The sequence below is a fragment of the Stenotrophomonas sp. YJH_SMC_123 genome, assembly GCF_059368215.1.
The window spans coordinates 163,641-189,544 of sequence record NZ_JCAFRM010000008.1; the positions used below are offsets into that span (position 1 = coordinate 163,641).

The 25,904-nt window shown below is 66.1% G+C and carries 24 protein-coding genes; 6 read left to right on the forward strand and 18 right to left on the reverse strand.

The genetic code is table 11. The annotated features are described in order from the left end of the window. Window positions 1-34 precede the first annotated feature (34 nt). The 7 genes from xylB to AC5P5W_RS17415 form a co-directional block, all read right to left on the reverse strand. Entirely contained in the window at window positions 35-1,528 is a 1,494-nt protein-coding gene (gene xylB, locus AC5P5W_RS17385) for a xylulokinase (RefSeq protein WP_197574213.1), read from the reverse strand. Window positions 1,529-1,690: 162 nt separating this feature from the next. Further along, complete coding sequence (locus tag AC5P5W_RS17390; RefSeq protein WP_197574214.1) at window positions 1,691-3,223, reverse strand: tryptophan halogenase family protein; 1,533 nt, start codon at window positions 3,221-3,223, stop codon at window positions 1,691-1,693. Window positions 3,224-3,234: 11 nt separating this feature from the next. After that, window positions 3,235-4,257, reverse strand: coding sequence for a cupin-like domain-containing protein (locus AC5P5W_RS17395; protein ID WP_197574215.1), 1,023 nt, complete (start codon window positions 4,255-4,257; stop codon window positions 3,235-3,237). 3 nt (window positions 4,258-4,260) lie between these two features. After that, on the reverse strand, window positions 4,261-5,019 hold the full coding sequence (locus tag AC5P5W_RS17400) for a SapC family protein (RefSeq protein WP_197556506.1): 759 nt from the start codon (window positions 5,017-5,019) through the stop codon (window positions 4,261-4,263). A 130-nt stretch (window positions 5,020-5,149) separates the two neighbouring features. Next, window positions 5,150-8,278 carry a TonB-dependent receptor gene (locus AC5P5W_RS17405; RefSeq protein ID WP_014647213.1) on the reverse strand — a complete coding sequence of 1,043 codons (3,129 nt, stop codon included), beginning with the start codon at window positions 8,276-8,278 and terminating at the stop codon, window positions 5,150-5,152. 574 nt (window positions 8,279-8,852) lie between these two features. Then, window positions 8,853-9,065 carry a hypothetical protein gene (locus AC5P5W_RS17410; protein WP_032957243.1) on the reverse strand — a complete coding sequence of 71 codons (213 nt, stop codon included), beginning with the start codon at window positions 9,063-9,065 and terminating at the stop codon, window positions 8,853-8,855. A gap of 106 nt (window positions 9,066-9,171) precedes the next feature. Next, window positions 9,172-10,353 (reverse strand): serine hydrolase domain-containing protein, encoded by a 1,182-nt coding sequence (locus AC5P5W_RS17415; protein WP_111205713.1) that lies wholly within the window; start codon window positions 10,351-10,353, stop codon window positions 9,172-9,174. Window positions 10,354-10,645: 292 nt separating this feature from the next. On the opposite strand from AC5P5W_RS17415, the gene AC5P5W_RS17420 reads away from it, so the two are divergent. Continuing rightward, window positions 10,646-11,893, forward strand: a complete 1,248-nt coding sequence (locus AC5P5W_RS17420) for an arsenic transporter (protein WP_164165598.1) — start codon at window positions 10,646-10,648, stop codon at window positions 11,891-11,893. A gap of 25 nt (window positions 11,894-11,918) precedes the next feature. Here the strand turns inward: AC5P5W_RS17420 and AC5P5W_RS17425 are convergent, their stop codons facing one another. From AC5P5W_RS17425 to AC5P5W_RS17445, 5 genes are all read right to left on the reverse strand, one after another. Further along, window positions 11,919-13,352: a porin gene (locus AC5P5W_RS17425; RefSeq protein WP_197574216.1), complete on the reverse strand. Its 1,434-nt coding sequence runs from the start codon at window positions 13,350-13,352 to the stop codon at window positions 11,919-11,921. Between the two features lie 132 nt (window positions 13,353-13,484). Further along, window positions 13,485-14,261, reverse strand: coding sequence for an ABC transporter permease (locus AC5P5W_RS17430; protein ID WP_005409726.1), 777 nt, complete (start codon window positions 14,259-14,261; stop codon window positions 13,485-13,487). Beyond that, window positions 14,245-15,078 carry an ABC transporter ATP-binding protein gene (locus tag AC5P5W_RS17435; protein ID WP_014647218.1) on the reverse strand — a complete coding sequence of 278 codons (834 nt, stop codon included), beginning with the start codon at window positions 15,076-15,078 and terminating at the stop codon, window positions 14,245-14,247. The genes AC5P5W_RS17430 and AC5P5W_RS17435 overlap by 17 nt, the downstream gene beginning before the upstream one ends. A 13-nt stretch (window positions 15,079-15,091) precedes the next feature. Continuing rightward, a complete protein-coding gene (locus AC5P5W_RS17440) occupies window positions 15,092-16,150 on the reverse strand; it encodes an ABC transporter substrate-binding protein (RefSeq protein WP_041864185.1) in 1,059 nt (352 codons plus the stop codon). Window positions 16,151-16,225: 75 nt separating this feature from the next. Further along, window positions 16,226-17,347, reverse strand: coding sequence for a 4-oxalomesaconate tautomerase (locus AC5P5W_RS17445; protein ID WP_197574225.1), 1,122 nt, complete (start codon window positions 17,345-17,347; stop codon window positions 16,226-16,228). Window positions 17,348-17,456: 109 nt separating this feature from the next. Between AC5P5W_RS17445 and AC5P5W_RS17450 the strand changes: the two genes are divergently transcribed. Continuing rightward, window positions 17,457-18,359 (forward strand): LysR family transcriptional regulator, encoded by a 903-nt coding sequence (locus tag AC5P5W_RS17450; protein ID WP_010485668.1) that lies wholly within the window; start codon window positions 17,457-17,459, stop codon window positions 18,357-18,359. A 13-nt stretch (window positions 18,360-18,372) separates the two neighbouring features. Here the strand turns inward: AC5P5W_RS17450 and AC5P5W_RS17455 are convergent, their stop codons facing one another. The 3 genes from AC5P5W_RS17455 to AC5P5W_RS17465 all read right to left on the reverse strand — a co-directional run bounded on the left by AC5P5W_RS17455 (window position 18,373) and on the right by AC5P5W_RS17465 (window position 20,134). Beyond that, on the reverse strand, window positions 18,373-18,939 hold the full coding sequence (locus AC5P5W_RS17455) for a hypothetical protein (protein WP_032958916.1): 567 nt from the start codon (window positions 18,937-18,939) through the stop codon (window positions 18,373-18,375). A gap of 10 nt (window positions 18,940-18,949) precedes the next feature. Then, window positions 18,950-19,477: a hypothetical protein gene (locus AC5P5W_RS17460; protein ID WP_180834645.1), complete on the reverse strand. Its 528-nt coding sequence runs from the start codon at window positions 19,475-19,477 to the stop codon at window positions 18,950-18,952. 129 nt (window positions 19,478-19,606) lie between these two features. After that, complete coding sequence (locus AC5P5W_RS17465) at window positions 19,607-20,134, reverse strand: DUF6622 family protein (protein WP_197574217.1); 528 nt, start codon at window positions 20,132-20,134, stop codon at window positions 19,607-19,609. Between the two features lie 232 nt (window positions 20,135-20,366). Between AC5P5W_RS17465 and AC5P5W_RS17470 the strand changes: the two genes are divergently transcribed. Beyond that, window positions 20,367-20,645, forward strand: coding sequence for a hypothetical protein (locus AC5P5W_RS17470; protein WP_046430762.1), 279 nt, complete (start codon window positions 20,367-20,369; stop codon window positions 20,643-20,645). Between the two features lie 6 nt (window positions 20,646-20,651). Here the strand turns inward: AC5P5W_RS17470 and AC5P5W_RS17475 are convergent, their stop codons facing one another. Together AC5P5W_RS17475 and AC5P5W_RS17480 are read right to left on the reverse strand one after the other, a co-directional pair. Next, a complete protein-coding gene (locus AC5P5W_RS17475) occupies window positions 20,652-21,521 on the reverse strand; it encodes a methylenetetrahydrofolate reductase (protein WP_495221317.1) in 870 nt (289 codons plus the stop codon). Further along, window positions 21,521-22,435, reverse strand: a complete 915-nt coding sequence (locus AC5P5W_RS17480; protein WP_032958925.1) for a LysR family transcriptional regulator — start codon at window positions 22,433-22,435, stop codon at window positions 21,521-21,523. Before AC5P5W_RS17480 ends, AC5P5W_RS17475 begins: the two co-directional genes overlap by 1 nt. A gap of 176 nt (window positions 22,436-22,611) precedes the next feature. Here AC5P5W_RS17480 and msuE point away from each other — a divergent pair, with 176 nt between their 5' ends. From msuE to AC5P5W_RS17495, 3 genes are read left to right on the forward strand one after another with little or no spacing between them, the layout of a single operon-like run. Further along, window positions 22,612-23,196 (forward strand): FMN reductase, encoded by a 585-nt coding sequence (gene msuE / locus AC5P5W_RS17485; protein ID WP_049439650.1) that lies wholly within the window; start codon window positions 22,612-22,614, stop codon window positions 23,194-23,196. A gap of 56 nt (window positions 23,197-23,252) precedes the next feature. Then, window positions 23,253-24,230: a DUF1852 domain-containing protein gene (locus AC5P5W_RS17490; protein WP_197574219.1), complete on the forward strand. Its 978-nt coding sequence runs from the start codon at window positions 23,253-23,255 to the stop codon at window positions 24,228-24,230. A gap of 38 nt (window positions 24,231-24,268) precedes the next feature. Then, window positions 24,269-25,303: a methionine synthase gene (locus tag AC5P5W_RS17495; RefSeq protein ID WP_014647229.1), complete on the forward strand. Its 1,035-nt coding sequence runs from the start codon at window positions 24,269-24,271 to the stop codon at window positions 25,301-25,303. Here AC5P5W_RS17495 and AC5P5W_RS17500 read toward each other — a convergent pair. Further along, complete coding sequence (locus AC5P5W_RS17500) at window positions 25,260-25,895, reverse strand: hypothetical protein (protein ID WP_111206846.1); 636 nt, start codon at window positions 25,893-25,895, stop codon at window positions 25,260-25,262. The genes AC5P5W_RS17495 and AC5P5W_RS17500 overlap by 44 nt on opposite strands. Between the last annotated feature and the right edge of the window lie 9 nt (window positions 25,896-25,904).

The window sequence follows — 25,904 nt, forward strand, 5'->3', positions numbered from 1 at the left end:
TCCTGTCGTTGTACGGGGTGTCGTGGAGGAGCCATCAGCCGCGCTGCAGCGGCGTGATGGCATCAAGATGGCTGAGGAAGCGTGCGTAGGCCCGTGCATAGGCATCGCTGCGGGCCGGATCCGGCCGTGCGGACAGCGCGGGATCGACGGTGACGTGGCGCGCGGTGATGTCGCTGATCGAGGTGGCGTCTCCCTGCGCCCGGGCGAGCGCCCACAGCGCCTGCAGTGCCGCACCAAACGCCGCGCCTTCGGCCTGCACCGGGACGTCCACCGGCAGGCCGAACACATCAGCCACCAGCTGACGCCAGGCCGCGCTGTTGCTGCCGCCGCCGGTGAGCACGATGCGATCGAACTGCATGCCCGCGCGGACGAAGGCGTCGTAGCCGTACTTCAGGCTGTAGGTCGCGCCCTCCATGGCGGCGCGGTAGAGGTGCGCCGGGGTGAAATTGGCGATGTCCAGGCCTGCCAGCACGCCCTTGCCCAGCGGCAGGTCGGGGGTACGTTCGCCATTGAGGAACGGCAGCATCACCAGCCCCCCTGCGCCCGGCGGCGTCGCGTGGAGGTGCGCATCGCCGTCGCGGGTGCTGAAACCGAAGGCGCTGGCCACGCGTTCGGTGGCCACGGTGCAGTTCATGGTGCAGATCAGCGGCAGCCAGCCCCCCGTGGACGAGCAGAACGCCGCCCACGCGCCGTCCGGATCGATCACCGGCGAGCCGGAATAGGCGAACAGCGTTCCGGAGGTTCCCAGGCTCATCGCCAGCCGCCCTTCCGTGACGCAGCCGGTGCCGATTGCCGCCATCATGTTGTCGCCGCCACCTACGGCAATCTTCACGGCCGCCGGCAGCCCCAACTCGGCCGCTGCCTTCGGCGCGATATCGAACAGGGCATCGGGTGCTGCGATCGGCGGCAGGCAGGCGGCAAGATCACGATCAGGATCGGTGGCGCGCAGCAGTTCCTGCGACCAGGTGCGTGTGCGCACGTCCAGCCAGCCGGTTCCGGACGCATCGCCAAGCTCGCAGAACCGCTGCCCGGTCAACACGAAATTCAGGTAGTCGTGTGGCAGCAGGATGGTCGCCAGCCGCGCATAGGCGTCGGCACGGTGGATCCGGGTCCAGGGCAGCTTGGACGCTGTGTAGCCGGCCAGGATCGGGTTGCCCGCCAGCGCGATGGTCCGTTGGAACCCGCCCACGGCGTCCATGATCTGGATGCATTCGGCCGAGGTGCTGGTGTCGCACCACAGCTTGGCCGGCGCCAGTACCTCGCCAGCATCATCAACCGGCACGAACCCATGCTGCTGCCCCGATACCGCCAGTGCGACGATGCGAGCGCGCAGCGAGGGGCCGATCCTGGCAAAGCAGTCGCGCAGGGCCGACACCCAGTCGGCAGGCGCCTGTTCACGGCTGCCGTCGGCACCGCTGTCCAGCGCGAGCGGCACGCTGGCCGAGGCCACCACCGCCTGCGTCCGCGGGTCATAGACCAGCACCTTCAGGCTCTGCGTCCCTGCATCGATCCCTGCAACCAGACCCATCGAAACCGCCTCCGATCAAAAAGGTAGCGCTAACATTCCGTGGACTCAAAAAGGGGGCGTGGTGTTCGGCCCCCTCGTTGCCACCGCGCGCGTCATCGCCAGCGGTGTTGCCGCACTGTAACCAGCTGCAGCGGAAAAAGCGTGCTGCAACGCAAAACCCTGCTACGCGCTTGCTGCCGTCGAACGCCACACGTCCACGCCGGACCTGCAGTACTGCGCGATGAACTCCGCCTGCGCCGGCATCTGCGCGGCAGCCTGCTGCACGGGCTGTTGGATGCCCTTCAACAGGGTGCGCAGATCGGCGTCGCTCACGGCCCGCGCCAGCGGGTGGGCGGGACCGGGCGCGATGCCCTGCCCGAGCAGCACGCTGGTCCAGGATTCCACGCGGAAAACCTCGCCGGGGTCCTGCCACGCATGTGCACGCTCGCGCCACGCGCTCAGCCGCTGCTGCAGCGATTCGGGCACGCGCATTTCGCGACACGCCTTCCACATCGGTTCGGTGCGCTGCGTTGCGTGGTAGTGCAGGATGATGAAGTCGCGCACGTGCTCCATTTCCTGGCGGCTGACATCGTTGTACAGCTTCACCAGCGACGCACTGATGCCGTCGAACGGGAACAGCTGGATCAGGCGCACTACCGCGCTGATCGTCAGATGGATGCTGGTCGACTCCAGCGGTTCGATGAAGCCGCTGGCCAGCCCGAGCGACACCACGTTCCTGTTCCAGGCCTTCAGCCGACGCCCGCTGCGGAACGGCACCTTCCATGGATCGCGCAAGGGTGGAGCCCCGGCATCGCGCAGCAGCTTCGCTGCGGCCTCGTCATCGGACAGGTGGCGGCTGTCATACACCAGCCCGCAGCCAACGCGGTGCTGCAGCGCGATGTGCCAGCGCCACCCCGCTTCGTGGGCGATCGCCCGGGTATAGGGCACCGGCGGCGCCACCGCTTCGGTCTGCACCGCCACGGCACGGTCGCACGGCAGCCATTCGTGCCAGTCCTCGTAGCCGGTGCCCAGCGTCTGCTCGATCAGCAGGCCACGGAAGCCGGTGCAGTCGATGAACAGATCGCCCTCGATCACCTGGCCGTCGTCCAGTACCAGCGCCTGCACCGAACCGTCGTGCGCGTGCTGCCTGACCTGGGCGATCCTGCCTTCGATCCGGTGCAGGCCGTGGGCCTCGGCCCTGCGGCGCAGGAACCGCGCATACAGGCTGGCATCGAAATGGTACGCATAGCTGGCCTGCGGCTGGGTGTGCAGCGAGAAGCGGTCGCCATGCGATGCGATGCTCTCCAGGCTGAAGTCGCCCAGCTCCGAGGGCATGCCGCGGCGCAGGCTGTCCAGCCAGAAGTGATGGAAGGGTGCCGCCCAGGTGCCGTGGCCGATGGTGCCGAACGGATGGAAGAAGCGATCCCCCGGCAGGCGCCAGTTCTCGAACGAGATCGACAGCTTGAAGGTGCCGGCCACCGCGCGCAGGAACTCCTGCTCGTCGATCTGCAGGAAGCGATGGAAGGTGCGGATCGGCGGCACGGTGGACTCACCGACGCCGACCGTGCCGATCTGCTCGGACTCGACCAGCGTGATCTGCAGCTGGTCACGGAACTGATGCGCCAGCGCGCAGCCGGCCAGCCATCCCGCCGTACCGCCACCGGCAATGACCACCTTGCGGATGCGCCCTGCAGGCGTGCTCTGGGTATCCAACACGGTGCCCTCTCTCAACGGTTGAGCCTGCCCAGCAGCATCGCGCGCATGCGGCGGGCGCGCTGCTCGTCGAACGGTGCCAGATCCCCGCGCGCCGTCTCAGGCAGGTGCTGACCGGCGCGCTCGCCGGGGCCGAATACGTAGTAACGGAAGAGCCCTTCCCAGGCCTGCTTCTCACGCGCTGGCAGGTCGCGCACGGACCACATCGCGTGCTGCAGCGCCGCCAGCGGCGACCCCAGCCAGGCCGGTGAGCTTCGCCACCAGTAGTTCACCAGCACGTTGAACGGTTCCAGGCTGCGTACATGGTGCCACCACATGCTGGGAATGAAGATCGCATCGCCGGGCCCAAGTACCGCGCTGCGTGCATGCGCCAGCGCCTCGCGGAAACGTGGATGCCGATCGAAGTCGGGGCGCTCGAAGTCCACCACGCTGACCACCTGTCCGCCCGGCGTGGGATCGAGCGGGCCCGGATACAGGTTGTCGACCTGGGCGGGCGGGAACAGCGTGAACTCGCGCTGCCCCACCGCACAGCAGGCGAGGTTGTCGGGTGTGTCGAAATGGCACGAGGCCGTCACCCGGTTGCCGATCCAGATGCTGGCTGTGGCGTCGATGCCCTGCTTCGCCAGCCCGGCATCGTTGGCCTGCGCGAATGCCGGCAGCAGTGCCCGCGTGATCGGCAGCGAGGCCACGTAATAGGTTGGCGGCCGCGGCGCATGCAGCGTCGCGGCGATCTCTTCCAGCACCTGGGCGAGTACACCACGCCGCACTTCGAAGTTCAGCCGGGTGAAGTCCGCGCTGTAGAACGGGCGGCCCGCGATCTCGGCGCCGCCGAACGAGTACTGGATGGGCGCACCCGCATCGACGCTGCACAGGTACGCCATCGCGTCACGCACGCCACCCAGTCCGGCCTGGACCAGTGGCCAACCGCTGGCGATGCCGCGCAGTACGACCGGCTCACCGGCCTCCACCAGGGCGGCCAATGGCAAGGCAGCAGGATCGATGCCTTCCAGGATCCGTATCGGCAGGCGGGCTTGCACCGGTCAGTTCCTGACCGCCTGCGCGGTGCCGTCCTGGACGCGGAGACGGCGCTGCTTCTCGGCGATCAGGCGGCGCATGTTATGCAGCGACGCAAGCATCAGGTACGCACCTTCCAGGTAACCGGCGCGGTTCAACGCCGCCAGGCGTGAACTGTCCAGCGCCGCCAGTCGCTCGCGGTCGATGCCGTGCAATCCGCTCACGCCCACGCGGTGATGCGGCGCGAGCTGCACATCAAGCGTGACCGGCTGGATGAGCCCACAGTCGTCGAGCATTGTGAACATACTGGCCGCAAAGGCACTGCCCTCGTGGATGCCGCGCAGCACGCCAGCGATGTGGTCCAGGTAAGGCGTGTTTCCACCCTGCGGCAGGAACACCGGCTCACCGGCGCCGGAGGTGACACGCGGATGGTCCAGGTCGACGTGCATCACCGCGTCCTGGGTGAGCAGGCCGTCCACGTAGTGCTCCTGGAAGCCGATCAGGAACGGCCCTTTTGCGGCCGCGCCGGGCAGGTAGGAGGCATTCCAGCGTCCGTCCTGCAGGTACAGGTTCTCGTGCTGCTCGAAACCCAGCAGGGCCACGGACTGCCACGCCCCGGTCCCGGCCTCCCGGCGCAGGAAGATCGGATACTCGCGCTGCAGTTCGGCGAACTCGCTGGGATAGGCCGGCACCATGCCCACCGCATCGCCGAACTGCGGCCCGAATCCGGTGGCGACCTTCAGGTCCCGATGCGCGATGTTGTTGAGCATTTCATAGCGGGCCATCAGGGTATCCAGTCCAGTGCGGGGTGGCTGGCCAGCAGGGTAGCGCAGGCGTGCGACAGGTGCGGCGACATGGTCCCGGGCGGCACCGCCGCGGACAGCGGTGCCGTGCCGGACGCATCGGCAACCAGGCTCAGAACTTGTAGCGGACGCCCAGCATGTAGCGCGGGCTCTGGTCGGCCAGCTTGACGATCATCTGCGAGGTGCGCGAGCGCCACCGCACATCCTCGCCGGTCAGGTTGATCGCCTCCAGGCTGAAGGACCAGTGGTCATCCAGCGCGTAGTTGACGCTGAGATCCCACTGCTCGTACGGCTCCACGTAGTACGGATTGCGGCTGGAACCCTGGTTGGCCAGGATCAGGTACTGGTCGCGCCAGTTCCATGCCAGGCGCACCGACCACCCGTACTTCTCGTACATCAGCATGGCGTTGGCAGTGTCGCTCAGGCCGGTGAGCGAGAACTGGTCGATACCCGGATCGCCGCCATTGTTGTAGCCGACATCACCTTTGACGACGGTGTAGTTGGCCAGCACGCCGAAGCCGGTGTCACCGAAGAAGTACTGGCCGCCCAGTTCCCAGCCATGCAGCTTGGACTTGTTCTGGTTGATCGGGCGATTGACGTTGAACTGGTAAAGCGGGTCGTTGGCCTGCCCATACAGATCGTAGGCCGCTTCGGTGGCCAGTACCTGCGCATCGGTGCCGTTGTAGGCGCCCAGGCCAGCTGGATTGTTGCGCAGCAGCGCCAGTGCGGTGAACAGCGAGGTGTCGTTGGCTGAGCAGGCGGCCGCATTGGCCGGCCCGACCTGGGCCACGCAGGCGCCGCTGGTCAGGAAGTCCAACGCCGCCCGCGCATCCGGCCCGGAGGTCGGGTCGGTGAGGCCGTACAGGCTTTCCTGGACGACCGTGTTGCCGATGAAGTTGCTGACCGACTTGTTCCAGTAGGTCAATGACACATAGCTGGCGTCGGCGAAGTACCACTCCAGCCCCAGGTCGAGGTTGTCCGATTCCAGCGGCTTCAAGCTCGGGTTCTGCGAATTGCCGCTGGCGCGCGACGAGGGATCGATCAGCACCGAGCCGAACGGCTGCTGGGCACCGGGCCCTGCATACAGATTGCCGTACGGCGCGCGGGCGATGCTCTTGCCGAACGAAACGCGGCCCTTCAGTTCCTCGGTGAGGTCAATGCTGAAATCAAGGTTGGGCAGGATGTAGCTGTACCTTGCCTTCTCGGTGAAGGGCTGCTGCTCATCGGACAGCACGATGCGGAAATCGTTGTTGGCCTGCCACTCGATGGACTCGGGAACGGCAATGACCGAGGTCGACACCACGTCGGTGGTTTCATAGCGCACGCCCAGGCGGGTATTGGTGCGCATGCCGCCCAGCTCCCCGTCCAGCTCCACCTGGAAGTACGCCGCCTTGGTCTTCTCTTCCACGAAGTTGTCGGCCGCGCGTTGCGGATCCACGCCCAGGCCGACGCCGTACTCGCGCGACGCCCATTGCGCGAGCTGCCCGGCATTGCCGCGCCAGGCCGGCCAGCTGTTGGCACTGTAGTCATCGAACAGGCCGACGATGCTGACCGGCTGCAGCAGGTCCATCAGGCCGGCGGCAGTATCCCGGTCCACGTTGGCCACGCCCCAGTCGCCCAGTGTCGAATAGGCCTCGGCGGCCTGGATGCGGTGGGTGGTGGACTTGTTCGTATCCACGCCGAACTGGAAGCGGCCGTGGTCGAAGTTCCATTCGCCGTCGACACGCGCCTGCTTGATCTTGCTGATCTGGGTCTGCGCGTTGACGCGCAGCACCTGGGTGCCGATCTCGCCTTCCTGGAAGCCCGGATTGACCACGCCATTGGTCCCGGCGATCGCATCGGCAGTACTGGGATACCAGACCTGGGTGCCGACCGGCAGGCCATTGTTGAAGTTCAACTCCTGTACCCAGGAGCCACCGCAATGCGGGCCACGGGTGCAGTTGTTGGTGCCGGCAATGCTCATGAAGATGGAGCCGCCGCCGGTCAGTGGGTCATTGGGGCGGCTTTCATTCTTCGAATTGTGCGCATCGAAGCTGAGCTTGAAACGGTCGCTGACATTCCACACCGCGTTGAAGCCCAGCGAGCCCAGCTTGTACTCCTGCATGCTGCGCTGCTGTTCCAGCCCGAAGTCCTTGGTGCCGGCGATCTCGCGGATGTAGACCGGGGTGGCGACCGCACCGGAGGTGTCGAACTGGACATTGGTGTAGTTGCTGTTCTGCAGCCACATGCCCTGCTCGCCACGATTCTCGGTGATCTCGTTGGTCGAGTAGGTGTAATCCATGGTCAGGGTCAGGCTGTCCGTCGGTGCGAACTGCAGCACTGCCTGGCCATTGACTCGCTCGCGCTCGAATTCGGAGAACGCGTAGCGCAGGTCGTTGGGCCGCGCATAGAGCTGGCCGACGGCCGGGGCGTTCACCACGGTCGGGTTGCCCGGCATCGACCCCGTCCAGGGCTGCACGTTCCAGTAGTTCTCCGTGGCCTGCACCGAGCCGCCCTTGCGCTTCTGCTGGCTCGCGCTGAGGCTGACGCCAAAGGTCTTTTCCGGATTGCTGTAACTGAAGATGCCCGACAGCTCCGGCGTCAGGTCGTTGTCGAACGGCTGGCTCTGGTCGGAGACCAGCTTTGCCCCGGCATTGGCCACGATGCCGGCGTGGTCGAGCGGGCGCGAGGTCAGGATGTTGATCGTCGCGCCGATGCCACCGCTGGGCACCTGTGCCTGGCTGGTCTTGTAGACCTCGATGCCATTGATGGCCTCGGCGGCCAGCTGCGCGAAATTGAAGGCGCGAGTGCCGCCGTCGACACCGCCGATGGCCACCTGCCCGGAGGCACCGAATGCATCGGCGCCGGGCATCTGGCGACCATTGAGCGTGACCATGTTGAACTGCGGACCAAAGCCACGCGCGGTCACCTGCGCGCCCTCGCCGTCACGGCGCTCGATGGAGATGCCGGTGATGCGCTGCAACGACTCGGCAAGATTGGTATCGGGGAACTTGCCGATGTCCTCGGCGCTGATCGCGTCGACCACGCCCGCCGAGTCGCGCTTGATGTCCATGGCCTGGCTCAGGCTGTTGCGTATGCCCGTGACCTGCACTGCATCGAGCTGGGTGGGCTGCGACTGGCTCTGCGGCTGCTGCCCGGTTGCCGTTGCTGCGTCCTGCGCAAACGCAGGATTGATGACCAGGGCGCCACCCACGAAGGTGAACATGGCCCGGGACCGGAACTTCGCCAACGCGCGGCTCATGAACCGGACCTCGGGCCCGGGATGCCACGGAAACTGCAAGTGCTCATGAAAGTCCCCTCTGACATACGATCGAATGGATGTACCGCCCCCTCCCAGGGGCACGCACGGGCGTGGCCCGCATTCCAAACCGAACAGCACGGCTGCTGGAGCACGCCGCGACTTACACTTGTTTTTCAAGCCTGCCAGGACAAACACGCGGCAAAGAAGGCAGCCCCTGGACCCTGGATCCCCGTCCGACTGGTAGCGCTACCATCGCGTTGCAGCGGAGAGTAATCACCCGGGTTCGCGCTTGTCACCATGCAGCGCAGCAAATCGGCAGCGCGCGTAGCGGCGCTGGAATCACCCAGCTACTGATGACCGGGCTGCTGCTGCATCCGGTCACCGCTCACCCGCCGCAGGAAAGATGCCCGCGCCTGCAGGTCATCCAGAAAGGAACGCACCGTGAACGCTCTCCAGCGCATCGCCGCCGCAGTCGGCTCGCCGTACTCGTTCCGTCCGGCTCCGCCGTTTTCGCGGCCAACGCCGTGATCGTGGACGGAGCAGATGAGCCGCTCACCGTGGTGCTACGCAGGGGCTACCACTCCGGTCCCAGCAGCTTCATCACTTCGACCTCCAGTTTCTGCGCGGCCTCGTCCTGGGAGGCGACCTTGATGCACAGCCCCGACTGCGCCGGCCCGGGCATCAGCTGGTATCGGTTGATGGTGCCGCCCCCGTCGCCGTCCAGCGCCACGCGCGCCACCACCGTGCGCCCATTGGCGTGGAAGGTCCAGTCCTGGTAATCAAACATGCTTCAGTATCCCGGCGGCCAAGGGGTCATCCCACCTTAGGCGGCACGACAGTGAAGAAGGCTCCAGGAAGTTGTTCAGAGCGCGTGGACATGATGATGGCAGCACCTACTGCAGTGCCCGCGCCAATTGCAGGACATCGGCGAAGAAGGACGCGTAGTCGTCCTGTGGGGCGTGGTGGCTCTCGCGCCGATGGATCAGGCGCACTGCGACGACGCGTTGTTCCGGAACGATCATCAGGTATTGGCCCAGGTAGCCGTTGGCGGCAAAGCCGACGACCGGTCCCCGTGTGATGTCGTAGAGATCGGCGAGCTTCAGGCCGCGCGCGGCGATCTGGCTGGCGTAACGCTGCGGCCCGTCCGCACCCAACCGTTCGGTGAGGAATGCGATCAACTGCCCCCGGCTGTCGAACGTGCGCCCCGCGCTGGCCTGCACGGCGCGGCGCACGTCATCGTCAACGCCGTGCCCGGCCAGCAGGTCATCCAGCCGGGGTTTGAGCTGATAGCGTTCCCACGCTGGTATCCGCCACCACAACAGGCCCACGTCAGGCGAACGGGCACTTTCAGCAGTGATCAATGCCACTGACCGTTCACTCAACAGTCGTTTGCCATCCGGCGCCACGCCTCCATCCAGCAACAGTTGCCCGATGGCGGCAAGATCGGCGGCACGCAGGGACAGGCCCGCCATTCCCAGCGGAGTGCCTGCCTCATCCTTCATCCAGGTGTGGTGGGCAATGCCCAGCGGCTTGAACAGGCGCGCATCCAGGTAGGCATCCAGCGGCTCGCCCGCCAGGCGCTCGACAATGCCGGGCAGCAGGTTGGTGGCCTTGTTGTTGTAGGAAAACACGGCGCCCGGGTCGTCACTCAGCTCGGCTGCCAGTGCCAGTTTGACCAGGTCCGGGGCCCCTTCCAGTTCGGCGCCCGCGTTGGCCACGTTCTGCAGGCCGGAGGTGTGGTCCAGCAGCATGCGCACGGTGATGCGGCTCTTCCTGCCCTGTTTCCATTCCGGATAGATCTGGCTGACCGGTACGTCGATCGAAGCCAGCTTTCCTTCGTCCAGCAGCAACGCAATGCCCAGCGCGACGACGGACTTGGTTGCCGACATCAGGTGCACGGATTCCTGCGCTGGGGCGGGCTTCAGCTCAAGCAGCGTGTCCCGGTCGTGCATCACGAGCACCGCATCGGTATGCGAAGCACGCGCGTTGCGCTCGATCGTGGCGAGGGCGTCGGCACGCGGCGTCGCATGGGTGGGCCCCGCGATGCCGATCACGAGGGCCAGGGCGCAGGACAACCAGCAGGACGTTGGCATTGCGTTCTCTTCCAGTGAGTGTGCCCGCAGTCTGACTACACATGTAGTCAAACTGCAGTGCCTGAAGTCATACCGCGCTTGATTGCCCATCCGCACTGGACGCCGGGTTCGTCACTAACCCGCCCGGCCCCCAGCAGTCGCCATGCCAGTGCGCACGGTATGATGCGGCGATCCCGGAACCTGCGATGATTGCAGCGGCCGCCCATCCGCTGATCGCGTGCGCCAGGAGCACCTGCGCCGGGGTCGCTGCCGGTGCCGCTGAAGCCCCCACTCCATGCTCGCCCCCCATTCCCCCCTCGTGATCTGGGCAGCGGTCGCCGTTGCCACCATCGGCCTGCTGTTCCGTCCCTTCCGCATCCCCGAGTATGTGTGGGCGCTGGGTGCTGCCGCCCTGTTGCCGCTGCTGGGCGCGGTATCGCTGCAGACCGCATGGGGCGCGGTAGCCGAAGGCCGCGACGTCTACCTGTTCCTGGTCGGCATGATGGTGCTGGCCGAACTGGCGCGGCGCGAAGGCCTGTTCGATTGGCTGGCGTTGTACGCGGTGCGGCATGCGGGCGGATCGGGGCGACGCCTGTTCGACCTGGTGTTCCTGGTCGGCACGCTGGTGACGGTGTTCCTGTCCAACGATGCAACGGCCGTGGTGCTGACACCGGCGGTCTACGCGGCCTGCAAGGCGGCGCGCGCCAATCCCCTGCCCTACCTGTTCGTCTGCGCCTTCATTGCCAATGCGGCCAGCTTCGTGCTGCCCATCTCCAACCCGGCCAACCTGGTGGTGTACGGCCAGCACATGCCACCACTGCTGCAGTGGCTGGCGCAGTTCGCGCTGCCGTCGGCGGCGGCGATCGGTGCCACCTACCTGGTGCTGCGCTGGGTACACCGGCGCGAAATCGCGCAGCCGCTGGTCGCCGCACCGGAACATCGCCCGCTGACCGAGGGTGGCCGACTGAGTGCATTGGGCGTGCTGTTCACCGGCAGCGTACTGCTGGTGACGTCCGCGCTGAACGGACCGCTGGGCCTGGCCACGTTCTGCGCCGGCGCGCTGAGCGTGGCGGTCGTGGTGATACGCCAGCGCCATAGCCCGCTGCCGCTGCTGCGGCATGTCGCCTGGGGCGTGCTGCCGCTGGTGGCCGGTCTGTTCGTGCTGGTGGAGGCGGTGGCGCAGACCGGCGTCATCCAGACTGCGGCAAGCGCGCTGCAGGCCATGGCGCAGGCTTCTCCCCACCAGGCCAGCTGGCTGGCCGGTGGCGCCGCTGCACTGCTGAGCAACGTAGCCAACAATCTGCCGGTCGGCCTGGCCGCCGGTTCGCTGGGCCAGATGGCTGAACTGCCCGCACAGACCCGTGCCGCACTGCTGGTCGGCGTGGACCTGGGCCCGAACCTGTCAGTGACCGGCTCGCTGGCCACGATGCTGTGGCTGGTGGCGCTGCGCCGCGAGGGCGAGCATGTCAGCGCGCTCGACTTCCTGCGCGTCGGCGCGCTGGTGATGCCGCCTGCACTCATCGCTGCGTTGTTGCTGCTGTGACCAGAATGCAGGCGGCGGCCCGGCCCTAGAAGACCAGCTGCAGACGGGTATTGAAGGTGGTGCCTTCATCCCTGCCCGCAGCACTGCCGCTGCGGTGGCGGGTCTGCCAACGCACCGCTTCGAACATCACCCGGCTGAAATCGTTGAGGTACCAGTTCGCGCCCAGTGTCCACGCGTGACCGGTACCACCACTGGGCAGTTCGGCATAGTCCACGTCCTCATAGCGGCCCTTCAGCTCCCACGCGCCACTGCCGCCGCGCGTCACCGGATCGGCCACCTTTACCTTGCCCCACGTGCCGGCCTTGCCCGAGTAGGACGGCAGCGCGCCCGCCAGGAACCAGCCGGCCGAGATCGCCCACGCTTCGTGGTCGCGATCATAGCGCCCGCTGGCATCGGCCCCGCGCAGGCTTCGCGTACCCCACTCGCCGGTTGCCCACGCCGGGCCGAAGAAGCCGGCCAGTTCCGCGCCGTAGGCGGTGCTGCGCTCGGCGCCCACCAGCGTGCCCGGTGTGATCCTGACCAGATCGTTGAAATGCCCCGCGATGGCCGAACTGCGCACCACGCCGCTGGCCCCGGCGGGAATCTTCTCGTGGAAGGCCCATGCGCCCAGATGCACCGTGGCGTCGGCGGTGTCCAGCGGATTCCAGTGGACGCGGGTGGCCCAGGTCTGGCTGTCGTTGTCGGTGCCGGCGTTGTTGAGGTCGTTGCCGGCCACCGACAGGCTGGCATGCCAGCCCCTTCCATACACCCGCTCGGTGAGCCCGACACCAAACAGGCCGCGCTGCGGCAGCAGCAGCGTGCCGACCACGTTGCGTTCCTGGAACGGCGTGTTGGACGTGCTGCTTGAGCCATCGATACCGCGATCGTTCAAGCGGTTGCCGATCGTGAGATCGGCCGGCAGGCCGAACAGCGTGTGGTCCAGCGTGGCGTAGACCGACTTCCACGCCACCGCGTTGTCGGCGAAGTCGCCCTCCACGACCCAGCCCAGGGTGCCGTAGCGCCCCTCGGCCCCCAGGCGCACCGAACGGATCTCGGTACCCGAAACGTTGCGGTCGGCGACCGCCGAACCGTCGGTGCTCGAGGCATCGACGAACAGGCGGCCACGGGGGCGGAACACCGTCGTGCCGTCGGCACTGCTGAACTCCGGTGCACCCTTGGCCCAGGAGACCTTCGGCAGCCTGGACTGGCTGGTTTCCAGTGCGGCCACCCGCGTTTCCAGCGCAGGCGCGGGCGGCGTTGACGGTGCCCTCGCACTGCCCTGCCCGCCCTCGACGGCGCGGAGGCGTGCTTCCAGTTGCTGGATCTGCAGTGCCTGCTGCTGCACCAGGCGTGACAGCTCGGCCTGGCTCAGCGGCGCGGGCAGCGACGACGTGGACTGTGCGTCGGCATGGCCACTGGCCAACAGCAGGCCGAGCGCGACCGACAGCGCTGCCCGCGGCAGCACGTTGGAATGGTTCATGGGCTCTCTCCGGCCAGCCGGCCCCCTGGCCTGGCGCTGGCCCGTTGCGGTGGTGCGGGGGAAGATCGGGGAAGGAAGCGCGCGCCGCCGGATCGGCCCGGCGGCGCGGCAGGCGGGCTCAGCCCGTCCGGGTCAGCTGGTGGCCTGTGCCTGGGCGTTGGGACGCCAGGTGATCAGCTTGTTCTCGACCACGTCCAGCAGCGCGTCGATGACCAGCACGAAGGCGGCCAGGATGATGATGCCGGCGAACACACCCACAGCGTTGAAGTTGCCTTCTGCCTGCGCGATCAGGTAGCCCAGGCCCGCCGAGGCGCCGAGGTATTCGCCGATGATCGCACCGACCACGGCAAAACCGACCGAAGTACGCAGCGAAGACAGGATCCAGCTCGCCGCTGCGGGGAAGTAGACATGGCGCAGCAGGTCACTGCGGCTCGCCCCCAGGATGCGCGCATTGGCAAGCACCACCGGATTCACCTCGCGCACGCCCTGCATGGCATTGAAGAACGTGGTGAAGAACACCAGCGTGACCGCCAGCGCCACCTTCGACCACAGCCCCAGGCCCAGCCACAGCACGAAAATCGGCGCCAGCACCACGCGCGGAATCGCGTTGAAGCCCTTGATGAAGGGATCGAGGATGCGTGCCGAGCGGCGGCTCAGGCCGAGCCAGACGCCGCCGGCCACACCCAGGCCGGTGCCGATGATGTAGCCCAGCGCGGTTTCGGTCAGCGTGATGTAGACATGCTGATAGAACGACGTATCGGACAGCCAGGTCCAGGCCTGCTGCACGATGGCGGTTGGCGATGGGAAGAAGAACGGATCGATCACGCCCAGCGCGATGCCGCCTTCCCAGCCACCGAACACGGCGACCACCAGCGCGAGCTGGATGAACTTGTCAGTCTTGGCGTGCATAGCTCTTCTCCACTTCGCCGCGCAGGCAGGCCCAGATGTCGCGGTACAGGTCGGTGAAACGGTCATCCAGCTTGATTTCGGCCACGTTCCTCGGCCGTTCCAGATCCACATCGAAACTGCGCACCACGCGGCTGGCCGGGCCGGAGGACAGCACCACCACGCGGTCGCCCAGGGCGATCGCTTCTTCCAGATCGTGGGTGATCAGGATCACCGAGCGCCGGTCTTCCTGCCACAACCTCAGCAGCTCGTTCTGCATGAGGTGGCGGGTATGGATGTCCAGCGCCGAGAACGGCTCATCCATCAGGATCACCTTCGGCTCGACGATCAACGCCTGGGCCATCTGCACGCGCTTGCGCTGGCCACCGGACAGCTGGTGCGGGTAGCGATGCTCGAAGCCGGCCAGGCCGACCTTGGCCAGCCACGCGTTGGCCTTGGCCTTGCGTTCGGCCTCGGGCACACCACGGAAGCGCAGGCCGAGTTCAACATTCTGGTACGCGGTCTTCCACGGCAGCAGCGCGTCCTGCTGGAACAGGTAGCCGACCGACTCCTGCACGCCGCTGACGGCACGGCCATCGATGCTGACCTGGCCCGACGACGGCTTCAGCAGGCCCGCCACGGAATTGAGGATGGTGCTCTTGCCGCAGCCGGTGGGTCCGACGATGGCAAGGAACTCGCCGTCACCCACCTGGATGTCGACATCGCGTACGGCGGTGAATTCGCCGAAGGACATGGTCACCTTGTTGATGGCGACCATGGTCTGTGCAGGCTCCAGCTGCGGCGCGCCATTGAACTGGCGCACGGTGGCATTGAGGGCCATGGTTTACCTCCGCTTACGGTTGGGCAGCCGGCGCCGCAGCGTTGGCACGCTCGACGAAGGCATTGGTATAGGTCCGGGACAGATCGATATCGGCCTTGGCGACATCCGTGTTGAACTCACGCAGCACCTTCAGCGGTGTTTCCAGATCGGCAGGCGTGAAGTGACCGTCCCGGGTGAAGATCGCGCGCGCGTTCTCCACCGCGCGGGCATAGGTGGCGCGGTCACCGGAGACGTAGCTGTCCGGCAGCGCGGCCACGATGTCTTCAGCACTGTTGTCGGCGATGAACTTCAAGGCCATCTGCTCGGCGCGGGCGATCTTCTCGGCCGCTTCGGGTCGCGTGTCCAGGAAGCTCTGGTTGGCGTACATCACCGAGGTCGGGTACAGGCCGCCATAGACCTGGCGGGCGCCGTCGTCGCTGCGCGCGTCGAGGATGATCCTGCCGACCTTGCGCTCGGTGATCAGGGTGGCGGCAGGATCATAGTTGACCAGCAGGTCGATCTTGCCCTGCTCGAGCGCGGCCACCGCTGCGGCGCCCGAGCCGACGCCGATCAACGAGATGCTGTCGGCCGGAATATCGTGCTGGGCGAGGAAGTGACGGACGAAGAAGTCGGACGAGGAGCCCGGCGCGGTGATCCCGACCTTCTGGCCCTTGATGGTCTCCGGGCGCGCCGGATCGAAGGTGGCATCCTCGCGGCCGGCCATCACCAGGCCGGAGTTGCGCGAGAGCAGTACGAAGGCCACCACGTCCTTGCCCTTGGCCTGCATCTGGATGGTGTGGTCGTAGAAGCCGACGGCCACGTCGGTGGAATTGGCCACCAGCGCCTGCAATACCTTGGAGCCGCCCTGGGCGAAGTTCTCGGTCTTCACCTGCAGGCCGACGTCCTTGAAGTACCCCTTGGCGTCGGCGATGAAGAACGGCAGGTTGTTGAGGTTGTAGGAGCCGACGCTGATGCGTACCGGTGCATTGTCGCCACCGCCGGCGGATGCGCCTTCGCTGCGCCCGCTGTTGCTGCATCCGGCCGCGGCCAGACCGGCCGCGCACAGCGCGGCCAAGAAGAACTGCTTGTACATCATCCCTCCCAGGAGTGAAGCATCTACGTTGTAATGGCGGGCATGCGCGTCTACGCAGGCCCGTCCGGGTTCAGATCATGCCGCTGACGTCCATTGGCGGGCTTGGGTGGCACTGGCCGTGGCGGGCGCGGGCGAAGTCGCGTACACGCGCCCCTCGAACAAGCGGCGTGCGGTGCGGACCACGCTGGCAATCACCGGCGAATCGCCCGAGCTGCGACTGAGGCCCACCTCCAGGGCCCCACTCGGATGTTCGAGGGTAATGCTGCCGGGAACGGACCGGCATCCGACCAAAGTGTGGGCCAGCGTGCCCGGCGTGACGGCGGCGGTGGCCAGGCCGACCGCACCGGTGATGGCCAGTGCGGTGTGGCATTGGTGCGGCATGAAATAGCGCACCTGTAGATCGCCGCCCTGTTGCGGCGCCGACAGCAGCACCGGCTTGGGAATGACCTTGTTGCCGGCGTCGGCGATGCCCATGCGGGCGCCCGCCTCGATGCGCAGCGCTTCCAGCCGGCGCATGAACGCCGCGTCCGCGTTCAGTTCGGCGGGCGAGGCATCACCGCGCACGCCCAGGTCTTCGGCACGCACCAGCATCATCGGCATGGCGCAGTCCACCAGGCTGGCCGGCACGCCATTGATGGTTTCCTGCGCATGCCCGCTGGGCAGCAGCTTGCCGGTGCGGGCGCCTGCCGCATCAAGGAAGGAGAGCCTGACCGGCGCGGCTGAGCCCGGCGCGCCGGCAATGCGCGTATCACCGCGGTAGGCCACAGTGCCGCCCGGCGTTTCCACCGTGGCGATGATCAGCTTGCCGGTGTTGACGTTGTGGATGCGCACCTCGGTCTGCGGATCCTGCGCCTGCACCAGCCCACGCTCGATGGCATATGGGCCGACGGCCGCCAGCATGTTGCCGCAGTTGGGCGAGGTATCCACCACCTGCTGCTCCACCCGGACCTGGGCGAACAGGTATTCCACGTCAGCGTCCGCCCGGCTCGAGCGGTCGATGATCGCCACCTTGCTGGTCAGTGCGTTGCCACCGCCGATGCCGTCGATCTGCAACGGATGGCCCGAGCCCATCACTTCCAGCAGCAGGCGATCCCGTTCGGCGGTGTCCGCCGGCAGGTCGCTGGCCAGGAAGAACGGGCCCTTGGAGGTGCCGCCGCGCATGAGCACGCAGGGAATGCTGAGCAGATCGTTGGACATACGTGTGCTAGATTGATGCGCATAGGGGATGAATGACCCCTCTGTGATTCGATACTGGCATGACCCTAATTGATCTGTGAATTGCTGATTTTTGGATGATTGATACCCAATGAGCATCAATTGCGAAATCCTGGATCTACGCGCGTTCCTGCTGGTATCGGAGACACGCAGCTTCCATCGCGCCGCTGAAATCCTGCACGTCTCCCAGCCGGCGCTCAGCCGACGGATACAGAAGCTGGAGCAGGCCGTGGGTTCGCCGCTGCTGGAGCGCACCACGCGCAGCGTCAGTACCACCGCTGTCGGCGAGAACCTGCTGCCACTGGTGCGCCGCATGCTGGAGGAATTCGATGGCTCGCTGTTCTCGCTGCGCGGCCGGGAGGACACCCGCGGCGCCACCGTGACCATCGCGTGCCTGCCGACGGCGGCGTTCTACTTCCTGCCCAGCGTGATGGCGCGTTTCCACGAAGCACACCCGAACGTGCGCTTCCGCATTCTGGATATCCCGGCCACGGAGGGTCTGCAGGCAGTGGAACGTGGTGAAGTCGAGTTCGGCATCAACTTCATGGGCGCCAACGATCCGAATCTCGACTTCGACGTGCTGGCCGAGGACCCCTTCGTCCTCGCCTGCCGGCGCGATCATCCGCTGGCCCGCAAGCGCAAAGTGGAATGGGCTGATCTGGCCGAGCACCAGCTGATCACCGTGCATCGCACCAGCGGTAACCGCACGCTGCTGGACGGCGCGCTGGCGCGCGAGAACCTCAAGTTGAGCTGGCACTACGAGGTGACGCACCTGTCGACGTCACTGGGCATGGTCGAGGCCGGCATCGGCGTGTCGGTGCTACCGAAGATGGCCACGCCGGACGGGGATCACCCCACCCTGGTGACGCGCGCGATCGGCAACCCGGTGGTGTCGCGCACGATCGGCATCGTCCGCCGACGGGGTGCCCTGCTCTCGCCCACCGCAGAGCGATTCCTTCAGATGCTGATGAGCCAGTGGCGTGGGGAGGCGTGAGCAACCGCACGGTTCACGCGCTTGTGCTGTCCTGACTCCAGGCGAATGTGCTGCTGCCACCCATCAATCGGGCCGTCTGCATCGACCATTCCTGCAGAAGCTGCCGCGCGCCTGATTCGCCACCTCGCCCGATTGCCTCCAGCATCCTGTCCAGTCTTCCGCGGATCGCGCTGGACACCGGCAGTGCGAGCAGATTCTTCAGTGCAGCGTCTGCGGCCGGGAAATCGCCCAGGCGAATGGTGGACAGGTACTTCACCCATTGGCAGTAATCGCCCTCGAAACCGGCCTCTTCAACATACATCAGAAGGTCCGCAGCTGTTCTCACCCCTTCGAGCATTGCGAGGTGAGCCTCGTGCGTGCCGCGGAAAAAGTCCTTTGGATCTTCCGGGCAAGCGACCCTCTGGCCGAGAGACATATGCAGGTGTGGCAGGCCGTCATAGACCGGAAGTGCGAAGGTCCATACATAGATGGAGGACGGCGCTGGGTCCATGGCAAACCCGGAGATCACATCGCGCGTGTACGAAACAATCAGAAAGTTGCCAACCACCCGCAACCCAGCCTTCCTGGCGTTCCGTTTCATTGTCCACAGATCAATGGATCTCATGCGTGCGCCCGACGGTTGGCGACGGCACAGGACTTTCAATGTTCAACTGGATGCCCTGCACCATCCGCCTTCCGTCGCGCAGGACAACAAGGGCTCGATCCAGATCGCGCCTTGCAATGGAAATCGATCTCAGACCAAGCGATTGAGCGACCTCGCACTGCGAAAAGAAGATGTCATAGGTCTCCATCAACTCGGCATGAAACAGCTGATTGGGGGCGTTGTCGATCACCCTGGAGAGGTCCGTCATGAAATTCCATGCATCCACGACCTCCCCGGGGTCGACCTCCCGCCCTGAATCTACAGACGAGATCAGCGAGTCGAGGTCAATGACGGACTCTCCTTCCCAGTCCAGGACTCGGCCGCGCGCGGCAACCTGACCCTCCAGCCCTTCCTTGCTGCTATCGCAGACAGGCCTTCCATTGCTGGACATCACCCGATCATGGTCACCTGATACCCAGGCAAACCAGATGATCCGCATTCCCCCTGCAACGCCGACCGGATATATCGCTTCCACTATCGATTCCTGCTCAGATGGTTCCATCCATCCCGGGCTCTCACGGGAGGTGCAGCCGCTCCGATGGTAACGCCAAACTCGATTGCCGATGACCTGCGGAGCCTCCAGCGACCGGCACTACCAGGTCAATCAACCTGCGGTTTCCAGTCCCTTCCCCGCCGCATCCATCCGCAGCGAGGCCAGGTAGCGACAGTACTTGCCCACGAAGACGCCAGTGAACCCGCCGGTCAGCAGCAGATAGGCGGCGCTGAAGCCGGCACTGGCGGTCAGCGTCGGCGACACCGCAAATGCGACCTCGAAGCCGTACTTCACCAGGAAGGTGACCAGCAGCAGCGGCAGCAGGCTGAGGTCCGCGCTGCGCCAGAGCTTGCCGGTGCTGCGGTCCAGCGTCAGCTTCAATCGACTCAACAGCAGCCAGGCAAGCGCGGCCCCCGTGGCGATGCCGGCCAGCCACTCGCTCCAGGCGATCAGCGACGCGCCGAAACGATGGCTGATCGACCACGCGCCCCAGACGGCAAACAGGCCGGGCACGATCGCCAGCTTCTGCAGCGAGGTCTGGGCCGGCTTCATGGCGGCAATGCCACGGGTGACCAGGAAGGCCAGGAGCAGCCAGACCCAGATCGGCGTCTGCGAGGCGAGTTGCTGGAGCATGTTCATGAGCGGTCCCCCTGGTGAGTGGTGGCTGAGTGGTGGCGAGGTGTCCTCGCCTTGGCGCTCACTATTCGCTTCCGCCCGGGTTGCAGCCAGTGACAGCTGTCAGCCATCGCCGGTTACGCCGTGGCGAGCACGCCCTGGCCTGACCCGGCCGGGGCGGGCCGGGCCGGGCACATGCTGTTGACGGCCCGGCCCTATGCTGGGGCACTCATTGGAGACCTGCCAGGTAAAAACCATGACGAAGCTGCACACCCTGATACTGACCGGCGCCCTGCTTGCGCTGAGCCCCCTGGCCTCGGCCGAGACCGTGAATCTGACCAACAGTGCCGAGGGTGCCAACCGCGATGTCGGCATCACTGCGGTCAAGAAGAAGCTGCAGGACGCGTGTACCGAGCGCAAGGGCTCGCCCGACACCGCCTCGTTCGAGGTGGTCTTCGAGAAGACCAACCCGAACCCGAGCGTGCCCAAGCCCTACTACGTGGACGGAAAGATGAAGTGCGACCTGCCGGGCTGAGGCGATTCAACCATCGGTGCCGGAAATGCGCCGCCGGTACTGCGCCACCCACTCCAGCGACGGCGCAATACCGCCGAACGGGAAGAAATGCGGGCTGACCTGGCCATGGGCGCGGGTCAGCCCCTTCACCAGGCAATCGACGAACACCTCCGGCCCTGCCGTGCCGAGCACCCGGCCGATCGAGATGCCATACCGGGCCAGCATCGATGCACTGGCGCCCACGCCGCACATCGCGGCGTAGCGCAGCAGGCGAGAGACGCTGGCCGGGCCCGGCACGCCGACCAGCACCGGGACGCTGATGCCACGCGCGCGCAGTGCCTCCAGCCAGGCCAGCACGGCATCGGCATCGAAGGCGAACTGGGTGACGATCAAGGCGGCCATGCCGCGCGCTTCGATGCTCTGGCATTTACGCTCAAGCGCCTGCCAGCGTTCGTCACTGCTCATTACCGGATGCCCTTCCGGGTGTCCGCCGATACCAACGACCTTGATCCCGGAGTGCTCCAGAAGACCGGTCTGGATGATCGAAGCACTGTCGGCAAACGGCCCAGCGGGCGTGGCCAGGTCGCCCGCGATCAGCAGGCAACGCGCGCCCCCGGCGTCGCCGGCCGCACGCTCCAGGAAGCGCGCAAGCGATGCGGCTGACCGGATGCGGCGGGCAGAGAGATGCGGCATCGGCTCGAATCCGAGCGCGCGCACGGTGCGCACGGCGGCCAGGCGGGCGTCGTCATCCTCGCTGGCCAGCCAGGGAATGGAGATGACCGTACCGCGCGGGATCCGATCCGCCTCGGCGCGCAGCGCAGGCATGGCCTTCGCGCTGACTTCCAGTGAAAAGGCGTTGATGAAGGCTTCCGCCCGCAGTGACAGGCCTGCCGACATCAACGCGCTCCGCCCACATTGCCGGCAAGCGGCGAGCTGTTGCGGGCCAGTTCGATGAAGGCCTGCAGGTAGTCGATACCGGTATCGGCCTCGCGCGCACCCAGGTAGATCTGCTTGGGGATGCCCTTGGCGCCCAGCCGTACGGGCACCACGTCCATGCGCGTGGCGTACTCCTCCACCAGCCAGCGCGGCATGGCAGCCACGCCGCGGCCGCTGGCCACCATCTGCATCATGATGTCGGTGGTTTCGATGGCCTTGTGGCGCCGCGGGGTGATGCCGGCCGGCAGCAGGAACTGGTTGTAGATGTCCAGGCGCTCGAACGGCACCGGGTAGCTGATCAGCACTTCCTGGCCGAGCTGGCGCGGCTTTACGTGGTCCACCTTGGCCAGGGCGTGGTTGCTGGCCACCACCAGCACCTGCTCGTAATCGAACACGGGGATGAACTTCAGGCCCGGCTTCAGCAGTGGATCGGGCGTGACCAGCAGGTCGATCTCGTAACCGAACAATGCGCCGATGCCACCGAACTGGAACTTCTGCTTGACGTCCACATCCACGTCCGGCCACGCCGCCAGGTAGGGAGAGACGATCTTCAGCAGCCACTGGTAGCACGGATGGCATTCCATGCCGATGCGCAGCGCGCCGCGCTCGCCCTGCGCGAACTGGCCCAACCGCTCCTCGGCCAGGTCCAGCTGCGGCAGTACCCGGTTGGCGACCGCCAGCAGGTACTGCCCGGCCTGGGTCAGGCGCAGGCTGCGGCCTTCGCGCAGCCAGACATCGGTGCCCAGCTGCTGCTCCAGCTTTTTCATGCTGTGGCTGAGCGCCGACTGGGTCAGGTTGAGCACGCCGGCGGCCGCGGTGAGCGAGCCCTGCTGTTCGACCTGCTGCACGATGCTGAGGTGGATCCGTTCCAGCATGACGATGAATCTCATTCATGGATTGGTGAAGTAATACCATTTTACGTCATGGAAGGGCATGGCTAGGATCGGGTCATGCCTTCGGTTGCCTGCCAGCCTGCTGACCCAGCCGGCCTGCGGGGCTGCGCACCTGCAGATGCCCGAAGGCGCTCCCCTCCCCCGCTGATAGCGAACAGATGACCCGCCCCCTCCGTATCGTCGCCGTTTCCGGCGGACTGCAACGCCCCTCCAGGGCCGCCGCCCTGGCCGAGCATCTGCTGGACCTGATCGGCGAGGACATCCACAGCGAACAGCAGCTGATCGAACTCGGTGAGCTGGCACCGCAGCTGGCCGGTGCGCTGTGGCGCTCGCAGCTGCCCGAGGCCGTGGAGCGGCAGCTGGTTGCGGTTGAACAGGCCGACGTCCTGGTGGTGGCCACGCCGGTCTACCGCGGCTCCTACACCGGCCTGTTCAAGCACTTCTTCGACTTCATCGACCAGGATGCGCTGGTCGACACCCCGATCCTGCTGGCCGCCACCGGCGGCAGCGAGCGCCATGCCCTTGTGATCGACCACCAGCTGCGCCCGCTCTTCAGCTTCTTCCAGGCCCGCACCCTGCCCCTGGGCGTCTACGCCACCGACCGCGATTTCGCCGAGGGCCGCGTGAACAACGACGCACTGATCCAGCGTGCGCGACTGGCCGTGCAGCGGGCGATGCCCCTGCTGGCGCTGTCCCATCGCGCCGCGCCTCCCGCTACCGCAGAGGCCACCGCAACGCTTTGAATGCCAGACGCCGCCGACCTGCATCTGGATGTCACCCCGCAACCCGGAACGCCGCCATGACGACCGATACCTTCACCTTCAGCATCACGCACATCCCCTTCAACGAGGATTACCAGCCGGCCGAGGGCACGCGCATCACCACCAACTTCGCCAACCTGGCCCGTGGCGCGTCGCGGCGGGAGAACCTGCGCAACACGATCAGCATGATCAACAACCGCTTCAACGACCTGGCACATTGGGACAACCCGAATGCGGACCGCTATGCGGTCGAGCTGGACATCATCTCCGTGGAGATGCACATCGACGGCGCCGACGGCAGCGATCCGTTCCCGTTGATCGAAGTGCTGCGGCCGACCATCGTCGATACGCAGACCGGCGTGCGTAGCGAGGGCATCGTTGGCAACAACTTCTCGTCCTACGTGCGCGACTACGACTTCAGCGTCGTGCTGCCGGCCAGCAACGAGGGCAAGGACACCTTCGGCATTCCGGAGGGCTTTGGCGACCTGCACGGCAAGCTGTTCCAGCACTTCCTGCGCTCGGACGCCTACCGCGCCAACTTCAGCAAGGGGCCGGTGATCTGCATCAGTGTTTCCAGCAGCAGGACCTACCACCGCACCGAGAACCATCACCCGATCCTGGGCGTGGAATACCGCCAGGGTGAGTTCTCCCCCACCGACCAGTACTTCGACAAGATGGGCCTGCAGGTGCGCTATTTCATGCCACCGGGCAGCGTCGCGCCGCTGGCGTTCTACTTCCAGGGCGACCTGCTGGGCGATTACTCGAACCTGGAACTGATCGGCACCATCAGCACCATGGAAGCCTTCCAGAAGATCTACCGCCCGGAGATCTACAACGCCAATTCCGTGGCCGGCAAGGTCTACCAGCCCAGCCTGAAGCACCAGGACTACTCCTCCACCCGCATCGTCTACGACCGCGAAGAGCGCAGCCAGCTGGCGGTCAAGCAGGGCAGGTTCACCGAAGAGCACTTCATCAAGCCGTACCGCGCCGTGCTTGAGCAGTGGGCCGCCCGCTGATCCATCGATTTACCAACCGCCCCAGGACACACGACACAATGCCGACGAAGACGCTGCTCCCCACCTCCACCGCAGGCAGCCTGCCCAAACCCTCCTGGCTGGCAGAGCCCGAAACACTCTGGTCACCCTGGAAGCTGCAGGACGAAGCGCTGCTTGAAGGCAAGCAGGACGCCCTTCGCCTGTCCCTGCAGGAACAGCAGCACGCCGGCATTGATATCGTCAGCGACGGCGAGCAGACCCGGCAGCATTTCGTCACCACCTTCATCGAGCATCTCAGCGGCGTCGACTTCGAGAAGCGCGAAACCGTGCGCATCCGCAACCGCTACGACGCCAGCGTGCCGACCGTGGTTGGCGCGGTGAGCCGCCCGAAGCCGGTGTTCGTGGAGGATGCGAAGTTCCTGCGCCGCCAGACCACGCAGCCGATCAAGTGGGCGCTGCCGGGCCCGATGACGATGATCGACACGCTGTACGACGCGCACTACAGGAGCCGCGAGAAGCTGGCCTGGGAGTTCGCGAAGATCCTCAATGAGGAAGCGAAGGAACTGGAGGCCGCCGGCGTTGACATCATCCAGTTCGATGAGCCGGCCTTCAATGTGTTCTTCGACGAGGTGAACGACTGGGGCGTGGCCGCCCTGGAGCGTGCGATCGAAGGGCTGAAGTGCGAGACGGCGGTGCACATCTGCTACGGCTACGGCATCAAGGCCAACACCGACTGGAAGCAGACGCTGGGTTCGGAATGGCGCCAGTACGAGGAGTCGTTCCCGAAGCTGCAGACCTCCAGCCTCGACATCATCTCGCTGGAATGCCACAACTCCCATGTGCCGATCGACCTGATCGAGCTGGTGCGCGGCAAGAAGGTGATGGTCGGTGCCATCGACGTGGCCTCCACCACGGTGGAAACCCCGGAGGACGTGGCCAACACCCTGCGCAGGGCGCTGCAGTTCGTGGACGCCGACAAGCTCTACCCGAGCACCAACTGTGGCATGGCGCCACTGGCGCGCGACGTGGCCAGGGGCAAGCTGCGCGCACTCAGCGCGGGAGCGAGGATCGTTCGCGAAGAACTCTCGGCATAACCCTGGCTGGGGAGGAATTGTTGTTCGAATGTCGGTTTGACGGAGCCTGGCCGGGTATCGACCAGGCTCCACCCCGCCCCTGCACTTCCGGTCGGGTCTTCATCGCGGGCTGTCGCGGCGCCAGTGCCTGCTTGATCCGTACCACCTCCCCCGCCCCGGCCTCGGCCAGGCGGCGGGCCTGCTGCCGTTGTTCCCGCGAAAGCGCGGGCGACGGCGCAGCGCCTGTTTCCGGCGCTACGTCCACCAGGCGTGCCACTGCCTCGCGCAGCCGCAGCTGTGGGCAGAGCCGCGCAGCACACCAGCGCTCGGCGTAGCGCCTGGCCTGCCGCACATTCGTGGCGGCCACCACCTTGGTCTGGGACATCCTGCGTGCATCCAGGTAGACCCGGAAGCCAAGTTCGGCATGCGGCACGATGTTGGCCACCGAGCGCCCGTTCCACCACAGGTCCCAGCGCTCGCCGCTCCGTACCCAGCCGGAGGGCCGGGTGACCGTCATGAACTCTGGAAGATCGAAGGGAGGACTCATGTCGGGAAGGATACGAGCGCCCGTCGCACCGGCTGAGATCCGCACCGTGCGCTTGTTCGAGACCATGAATCGTTA